Source organism: Paraburkholderia rhizosphaerae, from assembly GCF_004366595.1.
Taxonomy (GTDB): Bacteria; Pseudomonadota; Gammaproteobacteria; order Burkholderiales; family Burkholderiaceae; genus Paraburkholderia; species Paraburkholderia rhizosphaerae.
Genome location: NZ_SORE01000007.1, coordinates 252,364 through 268,849, shown reverse-complemented (window position 1 = coordinate 268,849; position 16,486 = coordinate 252,364). Strand labels below are relative to the sequence as shown.

The following is a 16,486-nucleotide window of genomic DNA, read 5'->3' as shown; positions in this document are numbered from 1 at the left end:
ATGGGCGTACTGTGGTTTTCGTAGCATGACAGGTATCGATGCGCACGCGTCTTTACCGGCGAGGAACCGCAGCATGGTCTTACCGAGAGTACCCATCTCTTCGAGGGGTCGTCCGCCGGAGGTGCACGACGAGCGGCCGCCGCGACCAGGAGCCGATGCGGCCGATCGAACACAGCAACGCGTCGCACCCACGTCGCGCGAAAACGCGAACGCTCCGCTACCAGCGCGCGGGCGTGCTCCTGCGGCACCGGGCGCCGCCGTTTCAGCGGACGCGTCGGCATGGCCGCGTGCCTACGCACTCACGGGGCAACCGCGCGAATACGTGTCGACCGATGAGCATGGTGTGTTCGTCGCATCGGATAGCGGACAGAAGATCGTCTTCCATCAGGATCAGGCCTTTATGGTCTGGCACGATCCGGATAGTGGGAACTGGTGGCTTGTGAAGCCACGCGGTGACACGAAGACCGGCCCACGTATTTCGCGCAACGCCGCGGGTGAATGGCAGATCGATAACGATGCGCGGCGGCGACCCGCTGGAAGCAATGCCGACGCGATAGTGCAACCGGCGAGTGCCGCGGACGCATCGAATACGACACTTACACCGGCAGACCGGCTTGCGGAATATATGCTGCAATTCCCCGGCTACCGTGCCGACGAGGTAGCCAATGCGCTTGGCGTGACCCGCGAGCAGACCGCCGGAATCCAGTCGACCGTGCAGGCCGCGATACACGCGTGGTATGAAGTCAAGCAGGCCACACTGCAAATCCGACCCACTGTGATCGTAGATCCGCTCAGCGCGAACGAGCGGCAGTACGTACGGAAATGGAGCCCCACGCTGTCATCCGCCAGCCTCGCGAAGATCATGCGAGCGCCAGTCGAAACCATCGACGCATTCCTTGGCGCCAGCGCACGGGCAGTGCATCCACTACCGCTCGCTGCTCCCACAAAGCGCGCGAACACTAATCGTGCGGCTTCAGAATGGCACAACACGATCAAGGCCGATATCGCCGATGGACTCTACACTTCGCGCATGCCGGTCAGCGTCAGGGATGCGGGGGCGGCGTTTATGAGGCAGTGGCGAGACAGGCTCTCAAAGAGCAATGTCGCGACCATCATGACGTTGCCTGACGCGGCGCTCGCGAGGCACCTACGGCTAGCGGGTCAGGCGCGAACGGGCCGGCCGCCGCCGCGTCGATCGACGCAATTGCTTGCCGGGTTGCCGGCGCCTGCGCACCAGGACTTATCGGGTGCCGGTCGCCAAGCGGAGCCGCAAGCCGGGCCGTCGGGCCATCAAGGGCCGATGACGGGCACGCAACAAAGGCAAGTGATGGAATTGAGCAGCCGGGGCGCGTCGCCGGCCACGATCGCCATGTATATCGGCAAGCCACGCGTGATGGTCGAAGCGTTTCTGCTGGAGCGGCCCGGCTAACAAGACCCCATGCTGCGGAAAGACGCGTGAAATATCGCTCTGGTATCCGGCGCGTGACCGGGATGAAGCGCGAGCGAACACGCATTTTTGCGCGGCCAGTACCGCGCGATGCTGCGCTTTTCAACGTATCGCAATGACCCGATCTCCGGCTGCACCCGGAAGTAAGGAGAACACTGTGCCCTTCCGAACCACGCATTCCTCTCCGCCTGCCTCGCCACAGGGGTTCGACATTGCGCAGGCTCCCGTCGAGCGGGCGGTGGCGCATGCCGAAACCGCACAACGTGCTCAGCACGAGGAGGCCGGCGCGGGCACATCGGGTGGCACGGGTCTGCCTGCCGGGCGGACCAGCGTGCGACCGACAGCCACCGTGCTTGCCGCATCTACGGCATCGCGGCCGCCGGCGTGGCCGGAAATCTACGCGTTACCGCAGGTGCCGGGTGAATACATGTCGACCGAAACCCGCGGCGTATTCAGAGAATTAGCCGGGTCGCAAACGTTTATTTTGCATGACGACAAAGCGTATGGCGTCGCGCCGGATCAGCAAAGCGGGGGCGTGCGCCTTGCCGCGCCGACGGATCCGTCCCGCCTTGGCAGCATCGTGACGCGTAGCGCAAGCGGCGAATGGAACGCAAGCGGCCACACCGAGTCGCCAGCACGACCGGACAACACGCAGGCGGGTCCATCGACTCGAAGCGAAGCGTACGCATCGACCCGTGGGTCCCGCGTGGCCCGATTACCTGGTGTGAGGATGGCGCCGGCAACGGTGGAACGCGTCGTTCGAACGCTCGCCGACAATCCGTCGATGTCTTACTACGCGGTTTCCAAAAGCTCGGGCGTCAACGAGCACACGGTGGAGCGATTCGCCGTAGCGCATGGCCTCGAGCGCCGTGCGCCCCGGACTTCACGCGAGAGCACGTCGACCGGAAAGGAGCAGCGGATCGTGCAAATGCTCACCGAGCATCGGTCGATGTCTTACTACTCGGTGGCGGTACGCTGCAACGTCGCCCACGCTACGGTCCGTCGAGTGGCCTTGGCGCATCACCTCCAGCGCGATGTGCGCCCGCAGTTGAACACCACGCGCATTCACCTCTTCGACGATTTCGTGCATTTACCGGCAGCAACCGTGTCGGATCTCGCGAAAAGACACGGGTTGAGTGCCACGCGGGTGAGAACGATTCGCTCCGAATTCCAGCGCGTCAGGCAGGATTGGGACGCGGTTCGCGTTGCAGAACGAGTGCAAGGCGGTGCCGAACCTCATGCGCCGCTGTCGGAGGCCGCGAGATCGTTCGTCCGGAATTGGGGCCGCTTGATATCCTCGGGCAACCTGTCGACGATCATGGACAGACCGCAAGCGGAGATCGACGCGTACATGCATTCGGACGAATACGGGCAAGCGGTACCTGCTCCCGCCACGGCGCGGTGGACCGCACCGTCCGCGGCGTCACAACCCGACCAGCAGGCCACCGCGCAGCCGGACGATGCATCGCATCAGGGACCGTCGGCGCGGCCGCTGCCATTGACCGAGTGGCAACAGGCGGAGATTCGCCGATGGGGCGGTGAGGGCATGTTGCCCGATAGCCTGGCGTTGTATCTGGAGGTGCCTGAAGAGCAGATACGGGCCTACATGGGGACAGGCGAATATCTGAACCACGTGCGGAGCGTGCCGCGCACGGAGTCTCCCGATGCAGGATGAATCGTGCGAAACGGGAGCCGCTTCGTATGATGCGCGCGCCGTCGTTATCGCCGCAGCGATGTCTTCTGCCTCGCACCGAGCGCCGAGCGTAGCAGCCCCTCCACGCTTGCGAGTAGCGTCTCGCGCGGGACCGGTTTGTGCAGCGTGCATTCGCACAGCACATTCGGAGGGATATCCGGCGACGCGCTCCACAGAATCACCGGCACATCGTCGAGCGACGGGTCGGCCTTGATCGCGAGGCAGACTTCGATACCGTTCATGTCCGGCATCATCAGATCGGTAATCACAAGGGCCGGATGCAGGCGATGCGCGAGTTCGATGCCTTCGCGCGGCTCCATCGAGGTGACCACGTGAAATCCTTCCAGTTCGAGTAGAAGGGCCCACGCGGCAAGCAAATCCTGTTCGTCATCGATGAGCAGAATAGTGGGAAGGCGGGTGTCCGAAAGTGCAGTGGCATCCATCATCGGTCTACTATCGAGTGCATCGCGCGATGCGGCGATTCGAAGGGCGAAAATATCGGTGTTGCACGCACGACGCGTGCCATCGGTTCGCGCCGGCTTGGCCGTGCGCTCGCACGGGCTCGCGCTCACGCTTGCTGCAGGGGCTTGTGCGGCAGTTGCATGACGCTCGCGTGAAATGCGTGGCTACGTCGGATGGATGGCATATGCCATACCTGACGCACGCGAACCGCTGAAATGCGTACGGCAGGCGCGCAAAATCTATCTTTCTTTGTAAGTCCGGGTAACAACGATGAGTGGCAAAGATTGACTGTCCGAATGCGCTCAAAGCGTCCGCTGGCGAGGTCTTTTTCATCCGTTCGCGTCCGTCGTTTGCGAAACGCTGCGTGCCTGCAGCGATGCGGGATCAATGGCGGGCATGCGGCTTGCTGCGCACGCCCGGTCCGGCGCGCCACTGTCGCGCGCGTACTTCAACCGCATTTCGCTTACGAAGGCTTTCCATGCCATACGACCGACGCATTTCCGAAGGCCTCCCGTTTCCGCTCGGCGCCACATGGGATGGCAAGGGCGTGAACTTCGCGCTCTTTTCCGCCCACGCGACCAAAGTGGAACTGTGTCTGTTCGACACGCGGGGAAAGCGCGAAGTCGAGCGCATCGAATTGCCCGAATACACCGATGAAGTGTGGCACGTGCATGTCGCCGATTTGCCCGCGGGCACTGTCTACGGTTATCGCGTGCATGGACCTTACGAGCCCGAAGCGGGGCACCGCTTCAATCCGAACAAACTGCTACTCGATCCGTATGCGAAGGCGCACGTCGGATCGTTGCGCTGGCATCCATCGCTGTTCGGTTACACGCTCAACGCGAAGGGGGATAACCCCGATCTCACGTTCGACAAGCGCGACAGCGCGGCCTACATGCCGAAGTGCCAGGTCGTCGATCAGACTTTCAACTGGGCACACCCGGCGCGCATTCGCGTGCCGTGGGACCGTACGATCGTCTATGAGACGCACGTGCGTGGCTATACGAAACAGCATCCGGGCGTGCCGGTGAAAATGCGCGGCACGTTCGACGGCTTCGCGCAGAAGGCGGTGATCGATCATATCCGGCGCCTCGGCGTGACGACGATCGAACTGATGCCGATCCACGCGTTCGTCAATGACAGCTACCTGCTCGACAAAGGCCTGACGAACTACTGGGGCTACAGCACGATCGGCTTTTTCGCGGCCGATCCGCGTTACTTCGCGCGCGGTCCGGGCATGGTCGCCGAGTTCAAGGAAATGGTGGACCGGCTGCACGACGTCGGGCTCGAAGTGATTCTCGACGTCGTGTACAACCATACCGCCGAAGGCAACGAACGCGGACCGACGCTGTCGTTTCGCGGCATCGACAACGCGTCGTACTACCGCCTGATGCCGGAGCAGAACCGCTACTACATCAACGACACGGGCACAGGCAATACGCTGAACCTCGCGCATCCGCGCGTGCTGCAAATGGTGACCGACAGCTTGCGCTACTGGATGACCGAGATGAACGTCGACGGCTTCCGTTTCGATCTGGCGACCATTCTGGGCCGCGAACCGTACGGCTTTGACGAAGGCGGCGGCTTCCTCGACAGTTGCCGGCAAGACCCGGTGCTCGCGAGTGCGAAGCTGATTGCCGAGCCGTGGGATCTGGGCCCCGGCGGCTATCAGGTCGGCGGCTTCCCGCCGGGCTGGGCCGAATGGAACGACCGCTTCCGCGATACCGTGCGCGCGTTCTGGAAGGGCGACGAGGGTTGTGCGGCACACCTCGCGGCGCGGCTGACTGCATCGGGCGATTTCTTCAACCGGCGCGGCAGGCGGCCATGGGCAAGCGTCAACTTCGTCACCGCGCACGACGGCTTCACGCTGCAAGACCTGGTCTCGTATAACGAGCGTCACAACGAAGCGAACGGCGAGAACAACAACGATGGCCACGGCGATAACCGTTCGTGGAACTGCGGCGTCGAAGGACCGACCGACGACGCCGAAGTGATCGCGCTGCGCGAACGGCAAAAGCGCAACATGCTGGCCACTCTACTGTTCTCGCAAGGCACGCCGATGATGCTCGCCGGCGACGAGTTCGGCCGCACGCAGCAGGGCAACAACAATGCGTATTGCCAGGACAACGAGATCAGTTGGGTCGACTGGGAGAGCATCGACGAACGCGGTCACGCGCTGATCGCATTCGTGCGCAAGCTGACCGCGCTGCGTCACGCGTTGCCGGTGCTGCGGCGCGGTCGCTTTCTGACCGGCGAGACGCGGGTATTGAAGCTGAATGGTGAAGCCGACGAAGAGCTCGAAGTGAAGGACGTGAAATGGCTGAGCCCCGCTGGCGTCGAACTGACTAGCGAGCAGTGGAGCGATCCGGCGATGCGCTGTTTCGGGCTGGTGATCGACGGTCGCGCGCAGGCGAGCGGTATTCGCCGGCCAGCCTCGGATGCGACGCTGCTGGTGGTCGTCAACGCGTATCACGACGTGGTCGAGTTCAAGCTGCCCGAAGTGCCGGGCAGCGACGAATGGAGCTGCCTGATCGACACGAATGCACCCGAGCGCGACGAGTTGCCTGAGTTCGGCTCGGGCGATGTTTATCAGGTGACGGGTCGTTCACTGCTGCTGTTCGCGCTGCATGCGCAGGGCGACACGCAGCATGTGTTCGACCGGCTCGAAGAGCGGCTGACCGGGTAGGCGCGTCACGCGCGGCGCGCGGCGTCCTCGAGCACGGGTTGAGTTTGCGAGGCCGCGGTGGCGGTCCATGCGCTGCTTTGCGCCGCTGCCGCCGATGTGGAGCGCAGCGCGGAACGTCGCTGTGCGACGACTTCGACGCCTTGCCCCGCATTTGCCGCTGGTTGCGCGGCTTGCATCGCTTGCACCGCTTCGCCCGTTTCGGGCACGCGGCGCCGTGCCGGCCGGGCATCCGTGAGCTCCGCATAAAGCTGCAGATAACGGGCGGCCGGCTGCGCCCAGCCCGACTTCGTCTGCATCGCATTGCGTTGCAGTGCATGCCACGAAGACGGTCGCATGAACGCCTCGAGCGCACGCTCCAACGCCGCGATCACGTCGCCCGTGGTTTCGCCGTCGAACAGAAAGCCGGTCGCACCGTCTTCCGGCAAGCCGAGTTCAGGCGAACGCGCCGGCGCGTAGTCGACGATCGTATCGGCGAGGCCGCCAACCCGCGACGCGATCGGTATCGTGCCATAGCGCATCGCATACATCTGCGTGAGCCCGCAGGGCTCGAAACGGCTGCCATGCAGCAACATGTCCGCGCCAGCATGCAGCTTGTGCGCGCTCGCTTCGTCGTAACCGATCTGCACGCCGACTCGCTGCGGCCACACCGCGGCCAGTGCGCGGGCCGCCTGCTCGAGATGCAGGTCGCCCTTGCCGAGCATCGCGACCTGCAGCCGCGGATGCCGCGCAAGCATCATCGGCAGCGCCGCGGCGACTACGTCCGCGAGCTTCTGCGTGGTGAGACGGCTGCCGATCGCGACAAGCGGCGCAAACGGATCGACTGTGAGGCCGAAGCGCTGCTGCAGATCGCGCTTGCAGGCCTGCTTGCCGCGCACATCGAAGGCCGAGTAGCCGCGTGCGAGGTGCGGGTCGGTTGCCGGGTCCCAGGAATGCTCGTCAATGCCGTTCGTAATGCCGGACAGCTTGTGCGAGCACGCTTGCAGCACGCCTTCCATCCGGTGTCCGAAGCGCGGCGTGAGAATTTCGCGCGCATAGGTTTCGCTGACGGTCGTCACGCGGTCTGCATGCACAATGCCGGCCTTCATCGGGCTCAATGCGTTGTAGAACTCGATGCTGCGCTCGTCCGTGAGTGCCGGTGCGAGCAACTCGTCGGGCACGCCAAGCCAGCTGCCGAGCGCGAGCGGGCAATTGCCCTGGAACGCGAGATTATGAATCGTGAACACGCTTTTCGCGGGCACGCCTGCGAGCTTCATCATCAGCGGCGTCAGCGCGGCGTGCCAGTCGTGCGCATGTACGATGTCGGGCCGTTTGATGCCGCGCACGCCGCGGGCGATGCGAGCCGCCGCCGCGGCAAGCGACGCGAAGCGAACCGTGTTGTCGAGGTAATCGCGGCCGTGTGCGTCCGTATACAAATGCTCGCGCCGGAACAGATGGTCCATCTGCAACAGCAGCACAGGCACGCCGGAATCGGGTAATTGCGCACGCAACAATCGCGCGTCGCCGCCCGGCAAGCCGCCGATCCGGCACACAGGCGTTACGTCCGCCGCCCGCTCGAGCGCGCACGGGTACGCGGGCAGCAGGATCGAGACGTCGACACCCGCATCGCGCAAGGCGGCCGCATAGCCGCTCACCATATCGCCGAGCCCGCCGGATTTGGCGAGTGGCATCGCCTCCGAGGCGACGAGAAGAACGTTCAACGTCAAGATTGACTCCGCGCGAAAGAGTAGGGCTGGGTGATAAGTGAACTGAAACGTGAACTGAAGCGGCGGTGGCGGTTTACACCAGCCGGTGATGCGATGCTTCGGATGTCTTACGGCAGTCTGCTGCGCGGGCCGAGGCTAGCGCGTGGCGCTACAACGCAAGTGACGTGCCACCTGATGTCGCTTGCGCAGCCGCATACTGGCGGCCAGTAGTGCGCGCGGTACGCGCCGCACGCACGACGATCGCGCATCGGCGCGTACGGTTTCGCGCTGTTTCGGGGAGCCGCAATGGGACGGATGCTTTGTGCTGCCCGGCGCCAACCACTGCCGGCTACTGTCAACTGCCGCTAACCGCCTCTGCGATCGCCCCGGCCTTCGTGTAACTTTCGCTGAACGCGCGGCGCCTTTTACACAGACAATTGCGCCGCGGCATCAGCATAGCTGCTGAAGGTTCCAATCAGATGTCGAGTCTCGTTACCTTGGTGCCTTCGAGCGATATGCCGGCCATCAGGCCCGCGTTGGTCAGCACGAATGCCTGCACTGGCGCGGTCGCGGTCGATGAATCGATATTGCCGTTCGCGCCGATCTTCACGAGTGCAACCGTTGCGTCGCCGCCCACCGCCCATCCGTCGCGGCTGCGGAATTCGTCGAGCGACTGTTGCGTCATGAAGCAGAAGATGATCGCTTTCGACTGGGCGCCGGCTTGCAGGCCGAACGAGCCCGCTGCCGTGCTGTAGTAGCCGACCGTGCGGCCGCCGACGCGCAATGAACCGGTGCCGTACTGGCCGCCGACCACGAAGCCGGCCTGCACGACCGACGGGAACACGAGCACGCCGCGCGCTTTCGCGACGAGTTCGCGTGAACCATTGACCGTCGAATAGAGACGCGACAGCGTCGCGTCGACGTCGTGATCGATCGAGCGCCGCTTGTCCGCATTGCCTGCGGTGCTCGATGCCGCACTCGGCGATGTTGTCGTGCAACCGGCCATCGCGAAGCCGCCGGCGGCAAGAACGGCGCTGCTCGTCAGAATGAATTTTCTTCTTTGCATCGTGCTTCTCCTGTAAGCGTGACGCGCGTGGATGCGCAATGAATGCACCGGTACCGTTAGCACGCTGTGTGCCCGATTGCTTGCGTTCGCACTCGCTTCAATGCTTACCCTCATTCGCATCCGTCCTCCCATCTGCGGACATCGACACCGCTTTCTTCAGTAATGCCAGCAGCCGTTGCGGCGTGAGCGGCTTTGCGCAATGCGCATCGAACCCGGCTTCACGGGCCCGCTCGCGATCGCGCTGCGACGCGTAACCCGTGCACGCGATCAACAGCATGTGCGACGTCGACAGTGTCGCACGCAGCCGGCGCGCCAGTTCGAGACCGTCGAGGCCCGGCATCGCTATGTCGAGTACCACCGCGAACGGCTGCCATTGCGCGGCAATTGAGCAAACGTCGAATGCTTCGTGCATCGCACGGCATTCGAAGCCGTTCGCGCTGAGCAGCAATTGCAGCGCGTCGGCCGCTTCCGCGTAGTCGTCGACGACCAGCACGCGGCGATGGTCGGCAAGCGCTTTGCCAATCGGCCGCCATTGCAACTCGTCGTCGCTCTCGAGCAGGTTAGTGCGAGCGCTCATCCGTGTCTCCCCGGTCTGACTTGTTGCTTGCGGAAATGCACGATCAAGCAAACCCTGGACCCGGCCCGGATATTACGTTCTCGAAACGTGCACAGAATATCCGTGAAACAGTTTCACAATTTATTCTTGATTTATATGGATAGTTGATTCCCGAAACGACCCGCGTTTTATTCGGGCGCTGCGAATCACTGGCTTAACAACGAACCATGCGTCGGCGTCCGGTGAATCCGCCGATGCTGCGGCTGATGCCGCAGCAAAAAAGAATGATTAAAACGGGTTTGAAAAACCCATCCAGATTTAAAAAAATGTAGTGCCGCCAGGCGAGGAAATATTCAAATTGCTTTCCGTGAATGCGGCTTTGACGGAACGCCATTTTCAACCTGTCTGTTCGGCAAGCCGGGGCGGCAACGGCGCCGCGTTTGTCGCCGCGTGCATGCAATGCTCGACGAGATCCGCGAAGCTGTTCACATTCACGGTGCCGGTTGGGGTGCCTTCACCTTCGCGCTCGGACAACCCGCCGATACCCACCACCAGCGATGCGCCGGGCGCGCGCTCGCGAATGCGCCGCACCAGATTGCGCAGATACGGTGACGCCTCGGATGCGTCAAGCGTCACGATGCAGAGAATCGGCGCGTTTTCGATGCCGGCTGAATCGATGCTGCCTTTTCGGAGCTGCGCGTATTGAGCGGCGGACACGGGCAGGCCGCGGCGGCTGAGCAATTGCGCGGCGATTGCGCTGGCGACATCGTCGAACGCGCCGCGTCCCGCAATGCATACGACACGCATGCCGGGCAGCAACGGCGCGTCCTGTTGTGCCACCACTTCGTGCACCGCCGGCGCCTCGCCTCCGGGCTGCGGCGGTTGCAGCGATGGCTGCGAAGCTGGCGGAACCTCTGGCGTTTGCTCGAGGTTCTCGACGATATCGAGCAGGGTTTCGTTCATCCGCGCAAGCTGATCGGGCGCGAACACGCCGCGCAGCGCATCGTTGCGCGCGAGGCGCAGACCTTCGCGCGCAACGTCGTCGTAGTACTGGACGAGCGGCATTTCCTTGAGCAAACGGTCAGCCTGTGCAACCGCTTCGAGCGGATCGTCGGCGAGCAGGCGCTGGTAGAGGTTCTGCGCCGGCGTCAGAGCGGGTTGATCGCCTAGCAGTACCGTCAGGAATTTAAGGCGCTCCGCATAGCGGCCGAGCGTGACCAGACATAGCGTCAACGGTGTCGATAGCACGAGGCCCACCGGTCCCCACAGCCAGCTCCAGAAGATCGCGGCGACCACCACCGCGAGCGGCGACAGCCCCGAGCTATGTCCGTACAGCAGCGGCTCGACCACTTGCCCCGCGACGACATCGACGACGACAAACAGAATGATCGTCGCCACGGCCATCGACCACTGCGGCTGGATGGCCGCCGCGAGAATCACCGCGAGCAGCGCGGCGATCCACGTGCCGATGTAGGGCACGAATCGCAGCAACGCGGTCAATACGCCAAACATCAGCGCGCCGGGTACGCCGATAATCGCGAGGCCGATCGCAATCAGCGATCCCGCGCCGACGTTGACGCCCAGTTGCGCGACGAAGTAACGCGACAGACGGTTGGCCGCATCGTTGATCGCGGTGGTCGTGCGGTGCAGGTCGCGCGAGCCGAACAGGCGAATCAGCCGGTCGCGCAAGTCCTCGCGTTGCAGCAGGATGAAGATCGTCACGACCAGCACGATCAGCATCGTCTCGATCGGACCGACCACCGGCGAAAACACCCGCTGCGCAAGTTGCAGCGGTGAAGGCATCGGTTCGTGCACTTCGACCGGCAAGGGTGTATTGGCTGACGGCTTTGTCGTGCGGCCGGCCTCATGCGGCGGATTCGGCGGACGCTCGGGCGTGACGCGCGCGAGCGCGCCGGCGGCGCGCGCAAGCAATGCATCGGCGCGACCGACGGTTTTTTCCTGCACCGTCTCAATCTTCAACTCGATCGCTTCCTGGTATTGCGGCAGCGCGTTGGCCAGTTGCGCGATCTGCGCGGCGATCAGCGTGCCGATGCCCATCAGCGTGATCAACGCGACCAGCACCGCGACGAAAATCGACGGTAGTTGTCCGAAGCGCAGCCGCCTCAATACGCTGACGAGCGGAGCGAGCAGGAAGCTCAGCAGCACCGCGAGCGTAATCGGCATCAGCACTTCGCGGCCGAAGTAGAGACCGCACACCACGACGACCGCGGTAATCGTCGATGTGAGGCCGAGCAGGCCGGGCACGCCCGGCGGGTATACGCGGTTCGACGGTCGTTGCGGCGTCAGCGGCAGTTTCATGATCGTTTAGGTGTGGCGCAGGCGGCTTCGCTTGGCATCGTTCGCCAGGCCGCTTCGTCTGGAGCGGCCCCGACGATCAAGCAAGACATGCGCCTGGCACGTATTGAACGTAACGAGCGCACGCGCCATTCGAGCGCCTGTGCTCAGTCTACGCCGGCTGCGACAGCACGCATCGAAAGCCGATTCGCGATGCATCAAAGCGAAGCGGCCACTGCAAATTTACGCATGATGTCTCGCTTGTGCGCACGACCGGTTTTTGTCGGACGGATTGCTCGCGCGAGTAAGCAGCTGCTAAAGAATGCCTCGCGACCTGCCGATATGCCGGCATCTTCATTCTTACAGGTGATCGACGATGATCGTGCGAGGCATTGCTGACGTAACAACGAACCATCCGGCGAATAGCGCGAGTTCGAATGCGGCGCAGGGAACGTCCGCGAATCAGGATGCAGGCAGCGGCAAGGGCAGCACGTCCGCGAACGAGTCATCCGGCTCGCAGACGGCGACGTCGGGTACGTCATCGACTTCGTCTACTTCGTCGGCATCCGGTTCCAGCAACACGAAGGCGGGCGGCGGCAGCAACGCAGCGGGCGGTTCCGGATCGACGAACCCGGCGGTCCAGGAGCTTCAGCAATTGATCGCGCGCCTGCAGGCGGAATTAAAAGCGGTGGAGTCGCAAATCAAGGCGCTCTCGCACCAGACCGGGCCCGGTGGCATGCCTAACCCTGCTATCAACTCACTGCAGGGTGAGGCGACCACAATACAAGGCGCAATCGGAGCCGCGACCGCGGAACTCGCCGGATTGCTGGCCGCGCAGGGGCAAACCTCTGGAGCGCTAATCAACGATCAGGCGTAGGCGCATGGCGATGTGTCAGCGTGTTGTTACCGCTTCGCTGGACTGATGCTCGCGCCCCCCTGTGAACCGTACCGCGACAACGAACGCCGCAGCGGACACAAGCGACACGAGCAATACGGTCCATTCGACCGGAACATAGTTGTGCCCGATCGACCAGATCGCGGCGGCCGAAATTGGCGCGATGCCTTTCGCGATATTCGAAGGCATCGAAAGCAGGCCACTTACCGCACCGTATCCTTCGGTCCACATCACGTCCTGCACGATGGTCCCGCGCAGGATGGTCATCATGCCGTTGGCGCCGCCGTATACGGTCGCGAACAGCATCAGCAGCGCGGACGATTGGCCCGCGAGCATCAGAATCACAACCGAGGCCGGAAACGCGGTCGTAATCACGATGCCCATCGTCGATGGCCGCACGTTGCGACCGATCGTGAACCACAGCACGCGGGCAAGCACCTGGGCGGGGCCGATCACCGCCATGGTCGCGACGACCACGGTCGTCGACACGTTGCGTTCCGTCATCAGCGGCACGAGATGAAACGTCAGCGCCGCGAAGGTCGAATAGTAGGCGGTAAAGCAAACGGCCAGCGCCCAGAAGGTCGGCGTGCGCAATGCCCGTTGCGTGGCGGCCGCGTGGATTCGCCGGTTTGCGGCTGGATGGCCGGCATGGCCGGTGCGGGGTCCATCGCGTCCGAGCGCGAACGCATTGAACGGCAGGCAGACCACAAGATTGATCGCCGCGAGCGCGAGCAAAGCGTCGCGCCAGCCGAACGCGTGCACGAGGCTCTGCGTTAGCGGAATAAACACGGTGCTCGCGAAGCCGCCGGCCAGTGTGATCAGCGTAATTTTCTTGCGGAAGCTGTCGGGGAAGCGGCGCGTGATGATCGCGAATAACGGATCGTACAGGGTCGCCGCCATCGCGATGCCGAGTCCGATCCACACGATAAACAGCGTGACGAGGCTGTGCGCCTGCGACCAGAGCGCGAGCATCGCCGTCGCGAGCAAGGAACCGCAGACCATCACCTGCCGGCCGTGACCGTGATCGATCCAGACGCCGACCGGCCAGGCGGCCAGCCCCGATACAAGCAGACCGACTGACAGCGCCGCGTTTGTCGCGGTGCGGCTCCATCCCATCGAGCTTTCCATCGGCACGACGAACAACGAAAACGCGTAATAGATGGCACCCCATGCGACGAGTTGCGCGGCCGCGAGTGCCCACAGCGCAGTGTTGCTGCTAGCTGGTTCTTTTGTCATCGCTTCATATGCGCGGCGTTCGGCTGGTTTCGTACCATCGTTGCGAACGATTTACGATACCGACGACCAATAACATGACAGGCACTTCGATCAGTACGCCGACGACCGTGGCGAGTGCCGCGCCCGAATGAAAACCGAACAGACTGATCGCGGTGGCGACGGCCAGTTCGAAAAAGTTGCTTGCGCCGATCAGGCTCGACGGGCCGGCGACGCAATGCGCGACGCCGAGTTTTCGGTTAAGACCATACGCCAGCCCCGAATTGACCAACACCTGGACGAGGATCGGGACGGCCAGCATCGCGATCACAAGCGGCTCCCTGACAATTGCCTGGCCCTGAAACGCAAACAGCAGTACGAGTGTCGCGAGCAGTGCGCAGATCGAATAGGGCGCCGCGCGCGCGACGACTCGCCGGAAATGCGCATCGCCGTGCCGCAGCAAGCGCCACCTCGCGACTTGCGCGATCGCGACCGGCACGACAATGTACAGCACGACCGACAGGATCAGCGTGTCCCACGGCACCGTAATGGCCGACAGGCCAAGCAGCAGCGCGACCAACGGCGCAAACGCAACGACCATGATCGAGTCGTTCAGCGCGACTTGCGACAGCGTGAAATAGGGGTCGCCGTTGCAGAGTTGCGACCACACGAACACCATCGCCGTGCAAGGCGCTGCAGCCAGCAGAATCAGACCGGCGACATAGCTGTCGAGCTGATCGGCCGGAAGCCACCGAGCGAACACGTGGCGGATGAAGATCCAGCCGAGCATCGCCATTGAAAATGGCTTGACCAGCCAGTTGACGAACAGCGTGACGCCGATGCCGCGCCATTGGTTTCTGACCTGCGCCATCGCCGAAAAGTCGATCTTGATCAGCATCGGCACGATCATCACCCAGATCAACACGCCAACCGGCAGGTTCACGTGCGCGAACTCCATCCGGCCGATTGCCTGGAAGAACTGCGGAAGCGCCTGCCCGACGCCGATGCCGATCACGATGCACAATACGACCCAGGCGGTCAGATAGCGCTCGAAAAAGCCGATCGCCGGCCGCGCGACACGCGTTGTGGCGTTAGCCCCGCTCATTCGATTCCTCCGGGGCCCGTGCACCGATCGCGCGCATTTCGTGCTGAATCGTGTTGTGGTCGAGCACGTGCAGCGGCAAGTTCGCGAACTGGCTGACGCGGTTCATGATTTGCCGGAACACCTTGTCGAACACTTTGCGTTTTTCGTCGTCAGTGCCTGCGAATGCAGCGGGGTCCTCGAAGCCCCAATGCGCGGTGATCGGCCGGCCCGGCCAGATCGGGCAGACTTCGCCGGCGGCCTGATCGCAGACGGTGATCACGAAATCCATCGATGGCGCACCGGGCGCCGCGAATTCGTCCCAGCTCTTGCTGCGCAAATGCGATGTGCCGTAGCCGAGCGCTTCGCAACGCTCGAGCGCAAACGGATTGATGGTCCCCGTAGGATGGCTGCCCGCGCTGTATGCGCGGAAGCGGCCTTGGCCGAGCACATTGAACAGCGCTTCGGCCATGATGCTGCGCGCGCTGTTGCCGGTGCAAAGAATCAGGACCGACCACGTGTTGTCGTTCATGTGCGGCCCCGGAAACTCACGGTGGTCTCGACCGGCGTGCAGCATGCGGCCGACGTTGGCGACGGCTCGAGCGACTGCCCATACATCGGCGCGGCTTCGAGCGTGCGGAATGTTTCCCACGCGACGCCTTGCGGGTCGACGGTCCAGGCCTTGTCGGACTTCGCGTAGCAGCATGTCGTGCCGGTCTGCGTTTGCACCGGCAACTGTGCGTCGGCAAAGCGCGCGTTCATTTCCGCGAGTTCCGCTTCGGTCTCGACCTGAATGCCGACATGATCGATGCCCAGCTTCGCGCCGCCGCGCTGCGAGATTGCGAAGTTGACGGCCGGGTCGGTCAGTTCCCACTTGCAGTAGTCGCTCCTGATAACCGTGGGCTCGACATTGCCGAACATCGCGCTGTAAAACCGGATGCTATCGGCCAGATTTTCGACCGATACGTGAAGGTGCATGCGCTTCATGGTGTGTCTCCGCAACAGGAAGGAAGGTCGCCTGCCGCGCAGTTCTCGCCGGCACAGCAGTTTTCCGTGAGAAAAGCGATCAGGCCGGTCATCGCGTCGAAATTGGCTGTGTAGATGACAAAGCGGCCTTCCTGTCGTGGCGTGACCAGGTCCGCATGGGACAGGTCCTTCAGATGAAACGACAGGCTTGAAGGGGCGAGCCCGAGCTGCTGCGCGATTTCGCCGGCGGGCATACCGTCCGGACCGGCGACAACCAGCGCGCGGAAAATGGCGAGCCGCGATTCATGAGCAAGGGCGCCCAATGCGCGTACGACGAGGTTCGTATCCATGCGAGCAGGATACGCGATCCATTTCGATATTTCAAGAATTATCGAAATGGCGTGCACGTGTCGACGCATCGCGCTGCGCGAATCCTTCCCGCGCA

14 protein-coding genes are annotated in these 16,486 nt (G+C 63.2%); 4 read left to right on the top strand and 10 right to left on the bottom strand.

What is annotated here, in order from left to right; all coding sequences use genetic code 11:
• The first annotated feature begins 322 nt into the window (after positions 1–322).
• Positions 323–1,429, top strand: a complete 1,107-nt coding sequence (locus tag BX592_RS11930; protein ID WP_134191970.1) for a hypothetical protein — start codon at positions 323–325, stop codon at positions 1,427–1,429.
• Positions 1,430–2,177: 748 nt separating this feature from the next.
• Positions 2,178–3,122, top strand: coding sequence for a hypothetical protein (locus BX592_RS11925; RefSeq protein ID WP_134191969.1), 945 nt, complete (start codon positions 2,178–2,180; stop codon positions 3,120–3,122).
• A gap of 44 nt (positions 3,123–3,166) precedes the next feature.
• Here the strand turns inward: BX592_RS11925 and BX592_RS11920 are convergent, their stop codons facing one another.
• Positions 3,167–3,586: a response regulator gene (locus BX592_RS11920; protein ID WP_243849481.1), complete on the bottom strand. Its 420-nt coding sequence runs from the start codon at positions 3,584–3,586 to the stop codon at positions 3,167–3,169.
• Between the two features lie 494 nt (positions 3,587–4,080).
• Between BX592_RS11920 and glgX the strand changes: the two genes are divergently transcribed.
• Positions 4,081–6,288 carry a glycogen debranching protein GlgX gene (glgX, locus tag BX592_RS11915; protein ID WP_134191968.1) on the top strand — a complete coding sequence of 736 codons (2,208 nt, stop codon included), beginning with the start codon at positions 4,081–4,083 and terminating at the stop codon, positions 6,286–6,288.
• 5 nt (positions 6,289–6,293) lie between these two features.
• Here glgX and glgA read toward each other — a convergent pair whose 3' ends face one another.
• The 4 genes from glgA to BX592_RS11895 all read right to left on the bottom strand — a co-directional run bounded on the left by glgA (position 6,294) and on the right by BX592_RS11895 (position 11,911).
• The gene (glgA, locus tag BX592_RS11910) at positions 6,294–7,991 is read right to left on the bottom strand and encodes a glycogen synthase GlgA (RefSeq protein ID WP_134191967.1); all 1,698 of its coding nucleotides are present in this window, start codon (positions 7,989–7,991) and stop codon (positions 6,294–6,296) included.
• A 454-nt stretch (positions 7,992–8,445) separates the two neighbouring features.
• A complete protein-coding gene (locus BX592_RS11905; protein WP_134191966.1) occupies positions 8,446–9,036 on the bottom strand; it encodes a BPSL1445 family SYLF domain-containing lipoprotein in 591 nt (196 codons plus the stop codon).
• A gap of 97 nt (positions 9,037–9,133) precedes the next feature.
• Entirely contained in the window at positions 9,134–9,613 is a 480-nt protein-coding gene (locus BX592_RS11900) for a response regulator (RefSeq protein ID WP_134191965.1), read from the bottom strand.
• Positions 9,614–9,988: 375 nt separating this feature from the next.
• Positions 9,989–11,911, bottom strand: a complete 1,923-nt coding sequence (locus tag BX592_RS11895) for an AI-2E family transporter (RefSeq protein WP_134191964.1) — start codon at positions 11,909–11,911, stop codon at positions 9,989–9,991.
• Positions 11,912–12,269: 358 nt separating this feature from the next.
• On the opposite strand from BX592_RS11895, the gene BX592_RS11890 reads away from it, so the two are divergent.
• Complete coding sequence (locus BX592_RS11890; protein ID WP_134191963.1) at positions 12,270–12,764, top strand: hypothetical protein; 495 nt, start codon at positions 12,270–12,272, stop codon at positions 12,762–12,764.
• A 15-nt stretch (positions 12,765–12,779) separates the two neighbouring features.
• Here the strand turns inward: BX592_RS11890 and BX592_RS11885 are convergent, their stop codons facing one another.
• From BX592_RS11885 to BX592_RS11865, 5 genes are read right to left on the bottom strand one after another with little or no spacing between them, the layout of a single operon-like run.
• Positions 12,780–14,018 carry an MFS transporter gene (locus BX592_RS11885; RefSeq protein WP_134191962.1) on the bottom strand — a complete coding sequence of 413 codons (1,239 nt, stop codon included), beginning with the start codon at positions 14,016–14,018 and terminating at the stop codon, positions 12,780–12,782.
• A gap of 4 nt (positions 14,019–14,022) precedes the next feature.
• The gene (arsB, locus tag BX592_RS11880) at positions 14,023–15,099 is read right to left on the bottom strand and encodes an ACR3 family arsenite efflux transporter (protein ID WP_134191961.1); all 1,077 of its coding nucleotides are present in this window, start codon (positions 15,097–15,099) and stop codon (positions 14,023–14,025) included.
• Entirely contained in the window at positions 15,086–15,607 is a 522-nt protein-coding gene (locus BX592_RS11875) for an arsenate reductase ArsC (protein WP_134191960.1), read from the bottom strand. Before BX592_RS11875 ends, arsB begins: the two co-directional genes overlap by 14 nt.
• Positions 15,604–16,062 (bottom strand): ArsI/CadI family heavy metal resistance metalloenzyme, encoded by a 459-nt coding sequence (locus BX592_RS11870; protein WP_134191959.1) that lies wholly within the window; start codon positions 16,060–16,062, stop codon positions 15,604–15,606. The genes BX592_RS11875 and BX592_RS11870 overlap by 4 nt, the downstream gene beginning before the upstream one ends.
• The gene (locus BX592_RS11865; protein WP_134191958.1) at positions 16,059–16,391 is read right to left on the bottom strand and encodes an ArsR/SmtB family transcription factor; all 333 of its coding nucleotides are present in this window, start codon (positions 16,389–16,391) and stop codon (positions 16,059–16,061) included. Before BX592_RS11865 ends, BX592_RS11870 begins: the two co-directional genes overlap by 4 nt.
• Between the last annotated feature and the right edge of the window lie 95 nt (positions 16,392–16,486).